Origin of the sequence: Pseudoalteromonas sp. SG43-7 (assembly GCF_014164295.1) — a bacterium.
Lineage (GTDB): Bacteria > Pseudomonadota > Gammaproteobacteria > Enterobacterales > Alteromonadaceae > Pseudoalteromonas > Pseudoalteromonas rhizosphaerae.
In genome coordinates this window covers 135347-152899 of the sequence record NZ_JACJEY010000001.1, presented here as the reverse complement: position 1 = coordinate 152899, position 17553 = coordinate 135347, and the positions used below count along the sequence as shown (strand labels likewise).

Genomic DNA, 17553 nt, shown 5'->3' with positions numbered 1-17553 from the left:
TTACCTACTTAGGAATTCGCTTAATAATTTTTCGCATTCATATAAAGGTAAGCCTACTACCGCAAAATAGCTACCGGAAATATTAGTAACAAAGCGCCCACCGAGTCCTTGTATGCCATAGCCACCGGCTTTGTCTTGTGGTTCACCAGTTTGCCAATATGCTGCTAATTCTTGTTCTGAGAGTGTTTTAAAACTCACTTGCGTGGTTACTACACAACTCATAACCTTGTGTTCAGTGGCAAATGCAATTGCCGTTAACACTTGATGACTGCGCCCAGATAAACGTTTTAGGGTTGCCATAAAGTCAGCTTTATCGCGGGGTTTACCAAGTGACTGATTATCTATAACCACCACGGTATCACTGCCGAGTACGGGGCGATCTGTGTATCCCATAGCAACACCAGTTTGGGCTTTTAGACGCGCTAAACGCTCAACAAGTTCAAGGGGTGTTTCGTCTGCTAGCTGGCTTTCATCAGCATCGACACTAAATTGTGAAAATTCGATACCAAGTTGAGTGAGCAATTCTTTGCGCCGGGGAGAAGCTGACGCTAGATAAATGGAGGTTTGCATTATCTGATCCTGAAATGACGGCGATATTTACGTAGCAATAAGAAAATCCAAGGCCAACTTAACATGCCAGTCACGACTGGCCATAAATACTGCGGGTTGAAATAAACGTCCATTAAAAAGTGATTAAGCCAAAATTGCATTAAGTGATATAAGGTTAAAAATAAGCCCACGAGTATCGCTTGCTGCCAAATTGAAAAATTACGAATTTTTTGAAAGTTACTTGCGGTTACAAAAATACAAATTGAGTAAGTGAGTGAATTAATTCCCAGCGGTGACCCTGTGGCTAAATCAATCAGCAAGCCAACTACCCAAGCCGTACCAATATTTAATCGATGTGGAACAGCTAACGACCAGTACATTAATACTAATAGCACCCAGTCAGGGCGAAAAGGCTCAAACGAAAAAGGCAATGGCATCAAAGCCATGATCAACGCAAGGAAGATGCTCACGGCGATCAATAAAAAGTAACGACTATTCATTGCTGATAGTTTCCTGCTGATTACGCCATAAGATCACTAATAAGCGAATACGATCTAACTGAGCTATCGGCTCGGCGTATACTTGAGCAAACGGGCGGCCCTCATCGCGATTAATTTCAGTTACCACCGCAACCGGGTAGCCCTCAGGAAAAGTGCCTCCAAGTCCTGATGTCACTAGCACATCACCAATCCGTACATCTAAACTATGGGGTACATGGGAGAGTTTAACTAAATTAATTTTACCAATCCCTTCAACCACGGTACGCACATCATTACGTAAAATACGTACTGGTGTGGCATGGGTTGTGTCGGTCATCAGTAACACCCGAGACGTCGTTGAGCCTACTTTGGTAAGTTGTCCGACGACCCCCATCTCATCAATAACCGCTTGGCCTTCACTGATGCCATCTATCGTGCCACGATTGATCACCACTTGATGGCTATAAGGATTTGAATGAACAGAGAGAACTTGAGCAATAATTTTACGATTTGACTGCTTAGCAGAAGAACCAAGTAACGCGCGTAGCTTTTGATTTTCTTTGTTTAAGAATTGATATTGCTGAAGCTGTTCGCTTTGCAGTAATTGTTTTTTCTTGAGGGCTTCGTTTTCAGTTAATAATTGATCGCGCGTGTGTAAGCTTTTAGCCCCGAGGCTAAATACTTCATAAGGTAAATTGGCTAAATACAATAACGGACTAACTAAGGTGTTTAAACTAGTGCGTACTGTGGTGCCACCTTGCGTATAACGATCGCCTACGATCAACACGATACTCAAAAGCACTGCGACAAAAAGTCGCAGCTGCAAAGAAATGGCACGCCCGAACATTAACTTCATTAGTCGTAACTAAATACATCACCACCATGCATATCAATCATCTCAAGTGCCTTACCGCCGCCACGCGCAACGCACGTTAATGGATCATCAGCAACCACAACAGGAATGCCGGTCTCTTCCATTAATAAACGGTCTAAATCTTTAAGTAATGCACCACCACCTGTTAATACCATGCCTTTGGCTGATATATCTGACGCCAGCTCTGGTGGTGATTGCTCAAGGGCAACCATTACCGCACTAACAATCCCCATTAATGGCTCTTGCAAGGCTTCTAATATTTCATGCGAATTAAGCGTAAATGAACGCGGAACACCTTCGGCAAGGTTACGACCACGTACTTCAATCTCAATTGGCTCATCTGTTTTAAACGCTGAACCAATTTGATGTTTAATGTTTTCAGCCGTTGCTTCACCAATTAAACTACCAAAATTACGACGTACATAGTTGATAATTGCTTCATCAAACTTATCCCCACCAATACGTACAGATGATGAGTACACCACGCCGTTTAGTGAAATAATTGCAACTTCAGTGGTACCACCACCGATATCTACAACCATTGAACCTGTTGCTTCTGATACCGGTAAACCTGCACCGATTGCCGCAGCCATTGGCTCTTCAATTAAATAAACTTCACGCGCACCTGCGCCCATAGCCGATTCACGAATTGCGCGTTTTTCTACTTGCGTAGCACCGCACGGTACGCAAATAAGCACACGCGGACTTGGACGTAAAAAGTTATTGTTATGCACTTGCTTGATAAAGTGTTGCAACATCTTTTCAGTTACATAAAAATCAGCAATTACACCGTCTTTCATTGGTCGAATGGCTTTGATATTACCAGGCGTTCGACCTAGCATTTGCTTTGCTTCAGTCCCTACTGAGGCAACACTTTTAGGACCACCAGCGCGTTCTTGGCGGATCGCAACTACAGATGGTTCATTAAGGACAATGCCTTCGTCTTTAACATAAATGAGGGTGTTGGCTGTACCCAAGTCGATCGATAGATCGTTTGAAAAAATACCACGGAGCTTTTTAAACATGAGGCTGGATGACCTTTGAAAAACGTTCTTATATTAGCTTATGCAACTTTACCATGCTGAATCAGTTCGGCAATAAAAAGTGCAGCTACCTTTGTTAATTGGGTAAAAAAGGAAGCAACGCTTCCTTTTTAAATTAATTTTATCGTTCGCGTACTAGACGAAAACCGATATAGTTTGCACGAAAGTCTGGCGCTAAAATCAAACGAGTTGAAGCACGAGCTAAACTAGGTGCAAAATTCCACGCACCACCTCGGACAGTAACATCCGCTTGTTCAGCTGACTTATGAGTCCATTCCCATACATTTCCTACCGTGTCGTAGAGACCAAACGCATTAGGTGCAAAGGAGCCAGTTGGCGATGCACTTTTATTTGACCACTCACTACCACACCATCCACAATTGGCTAAATTTTTACCTATTTCATTACCCCACGGGTATTCAGTTTTAGTACCAGCGCGTGCTGCATACTCCCACTCAACCTCATTAGGTAACCGGTATTGTTGACCTGTTTGACCAGACAACCAATCAGCGTATGCTTTCGCATCGTTGTAGGTTAAGCACACGGCTGGAAAATCACTGCCTTGCTCAAAACCTGGATTACGCCAGTTTAAATTTGCTTCCCAGACTGGTTCGCCATTTAAATAATAGGCGCAACCACGATTACGCTCAGCTTCAGTTTTATAATTAGTGTTGCTGACGAACTTTTGATAAGCACCGACTGTCACTTCTTTATTTTGCATCGCAAATGAGTTTGCAATGGTTTTTTCAACAACTGGACGCTCATTTGCAAGTCCATTACCATTGATATCACCCATTTCAAACTTACCTGCGGGAATGACTACCACGTCAGCAGCTGCGGCATTGCCTATAGCTGTACTGGTTACTGATGTCGTATTACGTTGCTCACTGGTGTATGTCGGTGCAGCAATCGACTCAGGCTTTTTTACCAACTTAGCATGAATCGTCTGCGGCTTTCGTAAATCAACACGCACGCGATAAGGTTTATAACCCTGCTTGCGAACTTCAACATCATGAATACCACTTGGTAAAGTCGTTGCTAAACGTGTTGAACCAAAACTTACGCCATCAATAAACACTTCGTCATCGTATACATTTGAACGCAGCGTGAATTCAATCATTTTATTACTATCAACGACCTGTGTATCAACCGTTGACATTGGTTTGACTGAATAATCACGTATTGGTTGTTCACTCAAGCGTGACACCGAAACGTTGGCATTATCCTGACCATCACTGAATGTTAACTGACTATCAGTAAAAGTAGTGTCATACCGAGTTTGATAGGTTGCCGTTAGCGGCGTGCCGTACTCTGAACAATAGCGATTATCAACACTCAATAAATTACATAAGCGGCTGCTATTCACATCACCGCGCATAGTGACGCTTAAGTTAACGTTATAATTGCCTTGACCGCTAAAAGCACTATTAACTACATGGCTACTTAAAACCTGTACTTGTGCACCAGCCATATTACGTTTGGGTTCAACTAGGCGCTCTTCAGTTAAGTTAGCAAAAATTTGGTCTACAAAACGCTTGGTTGCTTTTTGTAAGCCCATTTGCTGGCCTCGTTGCTCACAGGCTGCCAATGTTTCTGTTCGTTTACAGTTGATAGTGTGATTAACTTCTAGCGTCCCTTCGCGGGTAAACTCATTGCGTAAGCGCTCAACTCGGGCTGTTGTTAATTGTTCTTTTAAGCTTTCGAGTGTATTTAACTGAGTATGTTTTGCTACGCGAATTTGTTCAATGTCTTTGCGGTGGGATGCAATTGCCGCCAACTGCATCGCGATATCGTCTTTATTTTGCTTATGATCAACCACAGCTTGCTGATATCGCGCCTGTGCAGCACTTATATCAATAGTGGGATCATCAATTAAACGACGATACATTTCATTCATGGCATCAAGTGCTTGATTTTTTTCTTTGTCCAGCTCAGTCGAACGAGTGCGTAATAAATCAAGTTGACTTTGTAACTGACTTTCTTCTTTTAAATGTTTTTCAAGTATCTGTGTAGCGTTATCGTATTCAGCTTGTTTAATACTGATCTCAGATTCAATTCCAGTAACTGTGGCTGTATCTTGTGCAAATGCACTCGATGCAAACAAGCTAGCTGAAATTAACAGAGATAAAGGAGCAATTCGCATATATTCCATTCCCAAAAAGCGGCAATTATTTGGTCATTATTTATTTTTTATAATTAAACTCTTATGCTATGTACTTGCAAGGCAAAACACAAGCTTTGTTCAAAAATTATCTGAGTTTATACCTAATTAGCCTCAAGATGCGAGCTTCAGTTGGAATTAAAAGTGATTTAAGCTAGGCATTAGTTGCAAATGATGGCTGTTCCCTTGTTAAGATCAGCCCCCTGTAAAAGTAACCTAATATAAATTAGCTTTTAACCAGCCCATAAAGCGCTTTATAGGAACCAACTTTGTGAAACATTAAGCTCTGAATTTTAAGCTGGTTTGACATACAGTTATTACCGTACTTCACGCCAGTAAATAACACGATCATTTCCTCTAAAACGGCCAAATTGTAAAATTCCTTGCGGATTTAACTGACTTGCGTCTCCTTGCCAATCCCACTCAAGCCAATTTTCTGTATCGTACTCAAGTGTAAAAATACCTGCGCCTTTAGGCTCAGCATAGATACCATTACTCGCTGGGTAAATGCCTTGTTCGAGTTGACCACTTCTTCCACTGCCATAAATATAACTGAGCTCAGGCGTGCTAGGAGTGATTTGTGTTATTTGTGGGTGTGCAAAGACAGTGCAATTATTATTAGTATCAAGTACAAACTCGCTGCCATTAAAATACTGCGCCTGCATAGGCACAAGTAAATTATCTAAATCAGACCCTGCATTATCACCCAGCACTAAGCGGCCAAAGCGAAAACTAATAGGCGTATCGTTAAGCACAACACTATTACAGCTGCTGTTTGCTGCGCAGTCGGTTGCTAAATTAGGATTATCGTCGGCAGCTGTTAATACAGCCCCTTCAATTCCCGTCACAGTTGCCATCAAATTTACACTTTCAAATGGGCCATCGGGATCATTAAAGCCGCGTCGAGCTAAAATAGTATCGCTATCACTTATAGTAAAAAGTCCTGCTAGGGCTGCGGTACTGCCCCACTGGCTAGCCTCTAAGTTTTGCAATCTAGGAGTTAAACTACTACCCGAGACATAATTTCCTACTTCACTGTTCTCTGCATTAATGCTTACCGTTGAATTAACAAACCCGCCTATATAGTTTTTCATTACTTGGTTATTTTGATTAAGCGCCTGAACAGTAAACCCTAACGTAAACGGTTCACTCAAATAAGTGCTATTGCTGCCATAACGGGTGCACTGTGCATTGGCTTGAATATTTTGTACCGCATATTGCGAAGGCGCAAAACGACCAACACGAGTAATCGCTCCGCGCACATCACCGGCCCCCAAATAGTCGGCATCTTTGAGCCCCGCAACTAAATCAATAATACCAACTTGGTCGTAGCTATAACTTGATATTGATTCACTTAAGTTACCGGTATCTGCAAACGCAACTAAATTTTCTTCTTGTAACGTACCCAGCACACCCGCTGTTGGCAAATAAACGCTGGGTTGCACATCCGGTTGCTCACCAATAAAGTGCTTAGCGACTGGATTACTTGAAATAGCACTGTAATTATCTGGGTAGCCATCATTATTGGTGTCTTGGTTATCAAGCCATTGCACCGCATTCATTTTTAGCGAAAATGACTCGCCGGTTAGTTTAAATAAACTGCCGCTGGCATCATTAGCTTGCGCACTGGTATCAGCAAAGTTCATTGCTAAACCAAAGGGCTTAACCACAAATTCATTTGAGCTACCCGTTAAATTCACCGATAAATTAGTCACGGGATCGAGCACTAAGTTTAATTTTGCATTCAAACTCAGTTTGCCAGCATCGGGATAATTAATCACAATCGGTGCTTTTGAATCACTATCAAACTTTAAAGGCACTGTTTGATAACTTTGACCAATGCTATGGGTTGTGCTGTTATTTGTTAGAGCAAGATTATCGATGCACGTAGAGCCTGCACTGCAGCTATAGGCTAAATCTATAGCCACCTCTCCACCAGCAGGAAAAGCAGCTTCGCACACTCCGGTTGTGGTATTCGTTTTCACAGCTTGGATTGCTAATTGTGATGCATTGAACCCGGTGTTTGACGGTTTACCTGATAATTGGTTTAAAATTGATGTGGTGTTATTAGTCTCATCGCTAAAAATAAACCCCGCGTCTGAAAAAGTAACCTTACAACCACCTAAGCCCACATTTGTACCACCAATATAACAACGTAGCGGCGCTGATGGGTCTGCAACATTATAACCAAATTGCACTTGCCCTGTAGTACGCTTAGCGAACTGTAAATCTGTAATGCCAGTAAAAGTTATCACCTCACCCGTCACCCAACTTTGTTGAGTACTATTATTTGGTGATAAATCTAAAGTGGATACTTCATCATAAATTATATCGCATGCATCATTAGCACAAGCAGTTAGCGTTAGTTCTTTGGCTTCGCAGGTAAGGCCTTTATTATCACTCATTGATAATCGGTAATGATCCAATAAAACCGGCGTATTAATACCACAAAAACCAGGAATGTTATTTGGTACTGCAGTACCAGTAAATGATGAACTTTCTTCAGCAATTATCTCCGTGCCTGAGGTGATCATGCCAGTATAATGAGCTTCTTGTGCAATGCGTACTTCACCTGTTGCCACTAAAAAAGCTGAAAAATCGACTGCGGCACCAATCGACACCGCACCATCTACATAAATCGCTAAATACGCCCCATTTTCTATTGTAATTTTAGTATTCGCCACAGTTAAAAATGACGTCGACAGTAACGTAGTAGAGTTTTGTAAAAAAATACGTGTGGGTGCGGTTACTCTATACTCAGGCGCAATCATGGTCATTTGTAACTCATCAAAAAAATAGTCACCACCGAGTGTTGTAGGAATTGCACTACCCGATGAGCCATCATTGGCCACTGTTGGTACTTGTGAAGCTTGTCCTGCAGTTAACGCATTTTCACCTTTTGCAGCGCAAGGCTGACCATTACAAAGAGGGATATTAGTTAATGCCGTTGAAATATAGTTTGTGGTCGTAAGCATATTCGCGTTGTTATCGGTGACTGTCACTCCTTGGACTAACTGAATTTGGCCATTGTTATAGGTTGCAATCGCACCGGGGAATAATGTGTCACAACTTAGAACATCGCCATTTGACACAAACGTACTGGTCATAGCTAAGATAGAGGCTTCTTCGTCTGGGTGCCTACGCTCATTGTCTCCATCACGGTCTTCATCAACAACTATTCCCAAACGCGTACGAGTCAAATTGCAACTTCGTAGCCAACCACCATCTTCGCCCACTCGGCTATTTTTACTTGCAACAACCAATGGAGCAGTAGCAAAATTATTTGAGAAATAAAAATAGTTACAACCGTCACTCCAACCATCGACATTGTAACCAGTAAAAAAGCTCTCCCATAAAACTTCTACCTGATTATCATCAACAAAGGTACGATTGTTGCCAGGCTCAACAACTAAATAAGCCACTTTTTCACTATTTATTAAGCCACTTCGTGTCTCTGAGGCTTCTAGCGCAATATTAACCCCCGAAGTTGTTAGCGAGTTAGTTTCTACGGCAATCGTTAAAAATGGTCGTAATGCATCTGTAGGTGGATTGCTTTCCAAACTATTAATGGTTTGTAGAGAGTGAAAAAAGTTCGGCCTAACAGCAAAAGGTTGAGCAAAATTTATTGCCTGATAACTTTTAGGCAAAACGTAGTTAGACTTAGGACCATATTGAATCTCTAATTGGATATCTGTACTGCCAACCTCCATTATTGTGCCATCTGGAAATTCATGAACACCGTACTCGACCGCTAAGTAATGTGCTCCCATAGTAATATGCTCACCGTCTTCCCCGGTAGGTTCCAAAGGTAGAGCTTCAAATCCGGTTGTTGTTACATTACGAATTCGTACAATCGCAGGGTTACCCCCTTGATTAGTTGATAGCATAAACACCGCGGGAGGTGTTTCGTACTCTTGTTGAAAGTTTATCTTGGTCCAAATCGGTGAGACATAAGTGTCTTGCAACTCAATAAAGCGCCCTTCAATTTTAGGAACTACAGCAATGCTGTTAGCACTAAAGATCATTATGATTATGAAGATGAATAACTTATATATCATGGCAAAGTCTTCGCTTCGACAGAGAGTGTACGCTGAGTTTGCCAGTAGTCTTTACGACATGCTTCGCCGATAGCACAACTACTTGGCGAGCATGTGGCACGGCTTTGTAAATAAAAAACATTCACCGAGCCTGCGCTATTACTGCTATCAGGTACATTCAAGTATTGCTGACAAGTTATCGTTACTGTGCAGTTCTCTAAATACTGAGTTTGAAAAACAGGGGAGGTAGTTACTGCTGCACAGTTTAGTGCTGGACTATTAAGTGGAAATATTTCAGTTAGCCCGCTTTCTAACCCACTTTGTGCAGCTAAATAAGCGCGAGAGCCATAATACTCGATCACATTTTGCTGCGAAGATGCCGATAAAATCCTGACTAAAGCCAAGCCAAGTACTAGCATCACAACAATGATCACCAAAGTGACAATCAGTAGGTTACCACCTTGATAAGCTTTATTTATAACCGTTCTTTTTATTCGTGGGCTAAGGTACATTGGGTATATGCACCTCATGATTAAACATCATAGCTTCATTATCATTAAACGCCATAATCGCGTGAATGTTCAGCACTGCATTACGAGTTAATGCAATATCTCCAATTCTAAAAAATGCATTATTTGCTAGGTTATTTTCTATATGGAGCGCTAATAGATCACGTTTAACGCCTGTTGTAGCCTGTAGCTCAACTGCATCAAGCTGGGAGCTATTGAAGCCATAATCTTGATAACGATAAAGCTGTGTCCCTTCTACACAAAAACTAACAGGCGTCGCCAGTAAGTAAATTCGTTTTGCTGGTGACTCTTGTGCAAATGCTTGATCAAATTGCCATTGATCTAACTCACTGTTTGAAGATGATACGAAATTAGTTAATTGCAGACGTTTATTATTACTTACGTCGTAGACTTCTGCTGGATCTAATGGATAAATACTGGCCCAATCGCCAAGACTTGGTTGAGTTAAGTCATTTAATTCAAAATCTACTGCCGTAACAATAAAGGGAGCAGTGTTAGGTAAGTAGCCAGTGTAATGGGTAGCTGATTGAAAAGGCGTAAACTCAAGGCATTGGCTCAAACCACAGTTATTTTCACAGCTTAAACGTAAAGAGTTTGGCATCGCATGGCGTAGCTCTTTTGCTAAACGTGTCAACATAAAGCGTGCTTGTGCTACAGCCTCTTGGCGCTCCACCCCTTGACTATAAATATTAAACCCAGAGTTAATAAAAGCAAAAGAAGTAACAGCCAATATCCCCAAAATAACCATAACAAGCAGAAGCTCTATTAAAGTAAATGCAGACTGTTTTAGGTATTTGCTCATCAATAGTTACCTTTGTATGCGCTAAAACCATACTCTTCGCCATTAGGGCTACTTATAATTACCGTGACACGCTTTGCAAGTACACCATCGTTTGCTGTCGCGCTATTAAAGTCACTGTCATATACCACGGTAACAACCACATTAAAGCCTTGGTATTGGGTAAGCACTTGACCCAAACTATTTGTTATAGGCTGATTACTCAGTGCAATATAATCGTCAACATCATCATAAGTGGTGCGTGTTTCTATGGTATCAGCACCTAAATCAGCTGAACTCGTGCAATCTGCGGCGGCTAACGAACTTTCTGAGCAACGCCTAAATGGCGGAGCACGCTCGCTGTGCTCATCAAATGATTTGGCCAAAATTTCGTTCATTAATGATTGCCCTAGCTCATTTGCCCGCAGCTGTATGATAGGGTCAGCGCTTTGTCGTGCTTGAGGTGCAATTAACCCCGTAATAATCGTCAGTGCAATGGCAAAAATGACAATGCTGATAATCAATTCAATTAAGGTAAACCCATAATTATGGGCACGCATATATAAGCCCTTCACCACTGATACATACTCCGGCAAGAGATATATCTATGCGACAAGTGCCATTACAGCTTTGATCGCTTCGACCTAAAGGATCAAAATTGATCTGCGTAAATTGCGAACCTTGACCGTCCAATGCAGTAAAAACAAAATCACTGCGCTGCGTTTTAATAGCTACTACTGAATCTTCCGGGTTATTTACATCAGCACCACCTGTGCAGGTATCCGGTGTCGGTCCTGCAATTAAGGTCGCGGTTATGTACAATTTATGACAACTCGTAAGCCCAGTATCTTGCATTGCTCGCAACTGAGCTGTTCTTAGCACTGCTAATACCCGATCGCGATATGCATAAGCGTCTTCCGTTGAACTCCCTAGAAACTTGGGCCCTGCCGTTACCGACAGGATACCCAAAATAACTAAGGTGATAATCAATTCAACCAAAGTAAAGCCACGCAATCGTTGCTTACACGTATATTTCATTGTTAATGAATTAACACTCATCCAATACGATATTAACTACTGGTGGATTATCTTTACTCGTTGCTGGTGTGTACTCAACACGGCAATTATCGGTTACAACATAACTATTAGGGAAGATAGTAACTATTGTGGTTTCACTATCACCATCGACCAGATTGAAATCAGCACCATTTACATTTGAAGCAACAGCAGTCACATCTGCAAAATCAATATCTAAGAATTTCTCAAATGCTTCAATGGTACCAACAGGGTAGCCATAATGAAGTGCTACGCCTTCCACTTCTGGGGTTACATTGGCGTCGTCATATGCATAATTTTGCACGTTTGCGATTATCGCTTTACCATTGACTATATTCATCCCACTGCGAATAGAGCCTTGAACGCCCTCAAGTGTTGATGCATTAGCATCTCCCTGCAGATTCAAAAAGCGAGGAGCTGCAACAACGGCCAAAATACCTAAAATGACGATTACGATTATCAGTTCTACTAAAGTAAAACCTGCTTGTTTATTCACTATGTTACTGTTCATTGATTGCGTTTTCATAAGTAAGCCTCTTTGTTATTACTTAAGATTTAAAAATCTGTACTTTGCCTGTTACAGGAAAATACGAAAATCCACTGGTGCCAACGTGTGGTTCACCATCTATTGGAATATTTTTCGCATCTAAAGAATGAGTTAAATAGTAAATACATTGCAGCTTATCTGCGTTATACCTCACTAAAAACATTGAATCTTTAACTACTGACGCGTCACTACTTAGGGTATTGCTTGGCGCGTCTTGTAAAACTACATTCAGCACCTGTTGGCATTTGGTACAACTCATCGCTAATGCCTGCGTGTTCTCTTGCTCTGTATCATCACTTGTTGGCGTGCCTAAACTGCCATCAACACCAACAACTACACCTCCATAATTTATATGCGTAACAAACTGCGAAACCCCATTTCCAGATGGTCTCGCGTCCAGCTCCCATTGCCCCCTAATTAAACCAACAGCACTGGCAAAACCACCAGCAACGGCATCAATATTTGAACGATGGGCTCGCTCCTTAATATCTAAAAACTGCGGTACAGCAACACTCATTACAATCGCCAATAAAATAACCACAAGCACAAGCTCCAAAAGAGAAAAACCTGCTATATGGCCTGGTTTACTGGGCATTGTTAACCCCCTTTAATTGCAGACATCATGTTCCACATCGGCATAAAAATACCGAGCGCGAGAATTAGCACCATAACGGCAACTATCACTGTCAAAATAGGCTCTATCTTGGCGGTTAAACTACGTAAGTCGTAATCGACTTCTCGCTCGTAATAATCAGCGGCTTCTTGCAAAAGCTCATCAACTCGCCCTGTTTCTTCACCAACAGCCACCATTTGTAGCACTAACTGGGAAAAAAGCTCGCTACTCCTTGAGGCCCTTAACAGGCTGTCACCTTTTTCTATATCTTGACGAATATTTAAAATTGCACGTTCCATATAGGTGTTATCTACCGCTTTTGCCGTTAAAGACAATCCTGTAGTCATAGTTACACCAGAGCGCAATACCATGGCTAAACTTTGGCTATACCGTGCAAGTAATGAACGATGAATAATATTTCCAACAATGGGGATCTTTAATTTGTAGTGATCCCAGTTATATAACCCCTGCTCGGTTGCCAAATAGCGCCGCCAAGCGATCACACTGCCAATAAGAATGAGTAATAAAAGCCACCAGTAATTAACGAAGAAGTAACTTGTTGCCACCAAAATTTGGGTCATTAATGGTAGTTCTGCATCAAATTTCGCGAACATGGTGGCAAACACCGGGATCACAAATATATTTAAAATCACCATTGCAACTAATAATGCAGCAATAACAAAAGTGGGATAGCGCATTGCGGCCTTTATGCGTTTGCGCGTTTCTTGTTCTTTCTCAAAATAACTAGCGAGTTGGTGAAAAGCATCTTCTAACCGCCCTGAGCCTTCGCCAACCAATACCATTGCGATAGTTAATCTGCTAAAAACTTTATTGTGCATGGTCATGGCACTGGAAAGATCCCGACCTTGCTCTAGTTGTTTGATTATGTCTGTTAAAACCAGCTTAAACTCTTTATTTTGTGTGGTATCAGCTAACCCCACCATGGCACGAATAATCGGGATGCCAGCTTTGAGCAACGAGTACATTTGCCGCGAAAACATAATCATGTCTGCCAGGCCTATTTTTTCTTTGAATAGTTGCGCAAGCGGAAGGTTAATGTCGCTTTCTTTATCGATTTGGGTAATCGAGATCGGCGTAAATTGGCGTTTTAACAAGCTGTCGGCAACACCTGCCTGGCTGGCAGCTTCAAGTTGCCCCTTAATTAAAATGCCTTTTTGGTCTTTAGCTTGATAGTTATAAAGGTGCATCATCACCTCCTATCAATTCAGGGATATATTCAGCGACTTTAAATACTTCATCTAAAGTGGTTATCCCCTGCTTGGCATACCCTAACACCATGGTAGATAACGGCGCAAAGTAAGGGTTGTTCTTGGCAGCCCGAGCAAAGCCTTGAGTGTCATTTTGACGAAGACACTCCATCATAGCTTCATCCATTTCGAGTAACTCAAAAATACCGACTCTCCCTTTGTAACCTAAGTGGTTACACGCAGTACAGCCTTTGCCATGAAAAAATGCGGTATTGTCTACATCAACATTTAGGTACTTTAACCAACTCGCTTCTTGCACATCAGGGTAGTATCGTTGTTTGCAGTTATCACAGACTCGCCTAACTAAGCGCTGGGCAATGATGGCTCTTAGTGAGCTGGCAACTAAATAGGCTGGTGCTCCCATATCAATTAGCCGCATAGCACTGGTTATAGCGTCATTAGTATGCAAAGTTGAAAGCACTAAGTGCCCTGTTAACGCGCCCCGCAGGCCTATATCAACCGTTTATTTATCACGCATTTCCCCCACCATTAAGATGTCGGGGTCTTGCCGTAATGCTGTTCTTAATATGCTGGCAAAACTAAGCCCTATTTTATTTTTAATTTGCACTTGGTTTATCCGGCCAATACGATACTCCACCGGATCTTCTACAGTTATTATTTTATTTTCTGGCTGATTTAGCTCACTTAACGCCCCATATAAAGTGGTTGTTTTACCTGAACCTGTAGGCCCTGTTACCAAAATCATGCCATGAGGACGCTTTAAGATTGAGCGAAACCGCTTTAGCAACGCTGCTGGCATACCCGTTTCATCTAATGATAATAGCCCTGCAGATTGATCTAATAGCCGCATTACAACCGACTCACCATATTGCACCGGCATAGTAGACAAACGCACATCAATGCTATGTGTATGCACTTTAATATTAAAACGGCCATCTTGCGGTAAGCGTTTTTCTGATATATCTAAACCAGACATTAACTTAAGCCGCAGCACTAATGCTGAGGCTATTTTAACTTGATTGAGTACATGCTCCTGCAACACTCCGTCGACGCGTTGACGAATCCGTAACATACCTTCATCTGGTTCAATATGGATGTCTGATGCTCTGACTTGTACAGCATCTTCAAAAATCGATTGTAATAGCTTCACTACGGTAGCATCAGAGGATTCATCACCTAACGAATTTAAATCAAACTCTTCTACATCTTCGTACTCTTCATGTAACTGCTCGGCAAAGCTGGTAATTTCTTCTGTCCGCCGGTAAACGTTATCAAAAGCAGTCATGATCTGACTTTCTTGCACTACCGCTAAATCAATTCGCTTTGGCGCTAAAATTGGTGCGAGTTGATCAAGCCCTCTTAAATCGGCCGGATCACTCATCCCCACAAGTACTGAGTCACCATTATCTTCTATAACGAGCGCTCTATAGCGGCGCGCCATTACTTCAGAAAGCAACTTGGATACTTCAGGTGAGATTTTGCGTTGCGAAATATCTAAAAAGGGAACTTTTAATTGCTGAGCTAAAAACCTTAGTAATTGTGGCTCACTAATAAACTCAAGAGCAATTAACGTTGCACCTAGCTTACGCCCGGTTGCAGCCTGCACGTTTAACGCTTCACTCAATTGCGCTTCAGTGATCATGTTTTCTTCAACTAATAAATCACCTAACCTTAGACGTAGACTGGGTCTCATGACACACCTCCTAAGGTCTGCAAACGTTGCTTTGCATGTTTTAACACTGCAGGGTTTAAGTTACCCACTTCGATTGCAGCTAGGTAATAACGTTTCGCCGAGAGGTAATCACCTTGTGCATCTTTAGAAGTCGCCATAGCTAACCACCATTTACCTTGCTGAGGCTGTAACTGTGTTAATTGCTCAAAGCAAACCAATGCACGAGTATGATCACCTAACTGCTGCGCAGCAGTGCCTTTAAGCGCCCAATATTGCGCATCACCTTGGCTATCAAAATCATCGCTTAATAATTGTTGTACCACTGAATATTGCTTGCGCGTAATATAAATTTTACTAAGCTGCACTCGCCACTCGAGTACTTGCGAGTCAAACGCAATGCCATGTTCTAAAATACTTTGCGCGGATAAAATATCTTGCTGCTGAAAATAAGTTGCTGCGAGTAAACTTCTTGCAGCTATATTCCCTTTATCTCGATTAAGAATTTGGCTTAAATCATCTATGCCTTCCTGATATAAACCAAATTCGAGGGCTTGCTTAGCTTGGCGCAGTAGCTCAGCTATTTGCTGTTGCTCTGTTCGTTGCTGAGTCACTTTTTTAACCTGAAAACTACTTTGTTTATTGGCACTAGGCACTGTATTTGGCTCAACCGTGATAGCTGCAACCATGGGTTTTTCAGCTACAAACGGCTCTTTGGTGTCCGTTTTTACCGCTGCGACTTCTTCAATAATGGGTTCTACTTTAGCAACTGGTTTAATTACATCAGAGTTACTCACCACAGGAGCATTAATTAACACTGGCGTGTTATTTTGCTCAGCCTCTTTTGAGCTTTGAGCTTTGGTAACTAGATCCATTCGTTCTGGTAATTGAGCAGCATCATCACTTGCTGTAGGTAAATAAATATAGCTCAATACAACCACTAACAAGGCAATGGCGATTATTAGTAGCTTTTTAATAACACCATGCGAATCATAAACAGGGTCTACTACAACTGTACCTTGCTCATTTAACGAAGTTGTTGGCTGTCGCTGCTCAATATTTTTAAGCATAGAATTAATGACACTCATAGCCATTGCCTCCACGCCCAAATTATCATAATGGCAATAGCCGATAGACTCACCACTGCAATATTCCAACCATTGATGTAATTATTCACGGTGCAATCTTCGGTGTCTTTTACCGCAAGCTTTATGTGCCGGCTACTTACTGCGGTGAGCCCTTCACCGTAAGCTTGCAGCAAGGTTTTATGACATAAGATATTTACTAACCGAGGAATACCACGACTTGCTTGCGCTATTTTTAAGCCTAATTGCTTGGTAAATAGCGGTGCACCTTTAAAACCTGCGACCTGTAATCGATGATTAATATAGTAAATTACTTCGCCGCTAGTCATTGGTCTTAGCTGGTAAGAAAAGCTAATACGCTGGCGTAATTGGCGAACCCGTGTATGCGCTAGTTTTTCGTCTAATTCGGGCTGCCCAAACAGCACCACTTGAATCAGTTTTTCGCTTTCAGTTTCAATATTGGTAAATAGTCGTAACGCTTCAAGAGCATCCCAGCTTAGGCTTTGCGCCTCATCTATCAGTAAAACAACTTTTTTGCCTTCTTTTTGTAACGCTAATAAATGATGATTGATCAACTGACTTAGTGCTTGCTGATCTAATTGTTTATCAACGTCCATACCTAGCTCTACAGCGAGTGCCCAGCGTAGCTCATCTGGGCTTAAATATGAGTTAGGTAGATAAGCAACGGTGTAATCATGCTCAATTTGATTAAGTAATTTACGGCACAATAAAGTTTTACCCGTGCCGACCTCTCCTGCTACCTTAATAAACCCCTCTCCCATTTCAAGTGCAGTAATAAGCACCTGCATTGCTTCATTATGCGGTGCAAGCGCACAGAAAAACTCGGTGTTAGGGGTTAAGGTGAAAGGCATTTCACTTAAATTAAAAAAGCTCAAATACATA

15 protein-coding genes and 1 pseudogene are annotated in these 17553 nt (G+C 41.8%); all 16 read right to left on the bottom strand.

Annotated elements, in window-relative coordinates; all coding sequences use genetic code 11:
• A complete protein-coding gene (locus H5200_RS00675) occupies positions 1-570 on the bottom strand; it encodes a nucleoside triphosphate pyrophosphatase (RefSeq protein WP_182760718.1) in 570 nt (189 codons plus the stop codon).
• A complete protein-coding gene (gene mreD, locus H5200_RS00670; protein ID WP_149982649.1) occupies positions 570-1049 on the bottom strand; it encodes a rod shape-determining protein MreD in 480 nt (159 codons plus the stop codon). The genes H5200_RS00675 and mreD overlap by 1 nt, the downstream gene beginning before the upstream one ends.
• Positions 1042-1884: a rod shape-determining protein MreC gene (gene mreC, locus H5200_RS00665; protein WP_182717725.1), complete on the bottom strand. Its 843-nt coding sequence runs from the start codon at positions 1882-1884 to the stop codon at positions 1042-1044. The genes mreD and mreC overlap by 8 nt, the downstream gene beginning before the upstream one ends.
• Positions 1884-2927, bottom strand: coding sequence for a rod shape-determining protein (locus tag H5200_RS00660; RefSeq protein WP_145238587.1), 1044 nt, complete (start codon positions 2925-2927; stop codon positions 1884-1886). Before H5200_RS00660 ends, mreC begins: the two co-directional genes overlap by 1 nt.
• A gap of 139 nt (positions 2928-3066) precedes the next feature.
• Positions 3067-5088, bottom strand: a complete 2022-nt coding sequence (locus H5200_RS00655) for a formylglycine-generating enzyme family protein (protein WP_182717724.1) — start codon at positions 5086-5088, stop codon at positions 3067-3069.
• Positions 5089-5423: 335 nt separating this feature from the next.
• Positions 5424-9164: an H-type lectin domain-containing protein gene (locus tag H5200_RS00650; protein ID WP_182760717.1), complete on the bottom strand. Its 3741-nt coding sequence runs from the start codon at positions 9162-9164 to the stop codon at positions 5424-5426.
• Positions 9161-9655: a pilus assembly PilX N-terminal domain-containing protein gene (locus tag H5200_RS00645; RefSeq protein WP_182717722.1), complete on the bottom strand. Its 495-nt coding sequence runs from the start codon at positions 9653-9655 to the stop codon at positions 9161-9163. The genes H5200_RS00650 and H5200_RS00645 overlap by 4 nt, the downstream gene beginning before the upstream one ends.
• Complete coding sequence (locus H5200_RS00640; protein WP_182740311.1) at positions 9645-10475, bottom strand: type II secretion system protein J; 831 nt, start codon at positions 10473-10475, stop codon at positions 9645-9647. Before H5200_RS00640 ends, H5200_RS00645 begins: the two co-directional genes overlap by 11 nt.
• Positions 10475-11011 carry a prepilin-type N-terminal cleavage/methylation domain-containing protein gene (locus H5200_RS00635; RefSeq protein ID WP_182717720.1) on the bottom strand — a complete coding sequence of 179 codons (537 nt, stop codon included), beginning with the start codon at positions 11009-11011 and terminating at the stop codon, positions 10475-10477. Before H5200_RS00635 ends, H5200_RS00640 begins: the two co-directional genes overlap by 1 nt.
• Positions 10998-11489, bottom strand: a complete 492-nt coding sequence (locus tag H5200_RS00630) for a type II secretion system protein (protein WP_182760716.1) — start codon at positions 11487-11489, stop codon at positions 10998-11000. Before H5200_RS00630 ends, H5200_RS00635 begins: the two co-directional genes overlap by 14 nt.
• Before the next feature lie 10 nt (positions 11490-11499).
• Positions 11500-12033: a prepilin-type N-terminal cleavage/methylation domain-containing protein gene (locus H5200_RS00625; RefSeq protein WP_182760715.1), complete on the bottom strand. Its 534-nt coding sequence runs from the start codon at positions 12031-12033 to the stop codon at positions 11500-11502.
• Between the two features lie 22 nt (positions 12034-12055).
• Entirely contained in the window at positions 12056-12649 is a 594-nt protein-coding gene (locus tag H5200_RS00620) for an agglutinin biogenesis protein MshB (protein ID WP_182717717.1), read from the bottom strand.
• 2 nt (positions 12650-12651) lie between these two features.
• The gene (locus H5200_RS00615) at positions 12652-13875 is read right to left on the bottom strand and encodes a type II secretion system F family protein (RefSeq protein ID WP_182760742.1); all 1224 of its coding nucleotides are present in this window, start codon (positions 13873-13875) and stop codon (positions 12652-12654) included.
• A pseudogene (locus H5200_RS00610) lies at positions 13862-15589 on the bottom strand (GspE/PulE family protein). Before H5200_RS00610 ends, H5200_RS00615 begins: the two are co-directional and overlap by 14 nt.
• The gene (locus H5200_RS00605) at positions 15586-16653 is read right to left on the bottom strand and encodes a lipopolysaccharide assembly protein LapB (protein ID WP_182717715.1); all 1068 of its coding nucleotides are present in this window, start codon (positions 16651-16653) and stop codon (positions 15586-15588) included. Before H5200_RS00605 ends, H5200_RS00610 begins: the two are co-directional and overlap by 4 nt.
• Complete coding sequence (locus H5200_RS00600; protein ID WP_182717714.1) at positions 16650-17552, bottom strand: ExeA family protein; 903 nt, start codon at positions 17550-17552, stop codon at positions 16650-16652. Before H5200_RS00600 ends, H5200_RS00605 begins: the two co-directional genes overlap by 4 nt.
• Between the last annotated feature and the right edge of the window lies 1 nt (position 17553).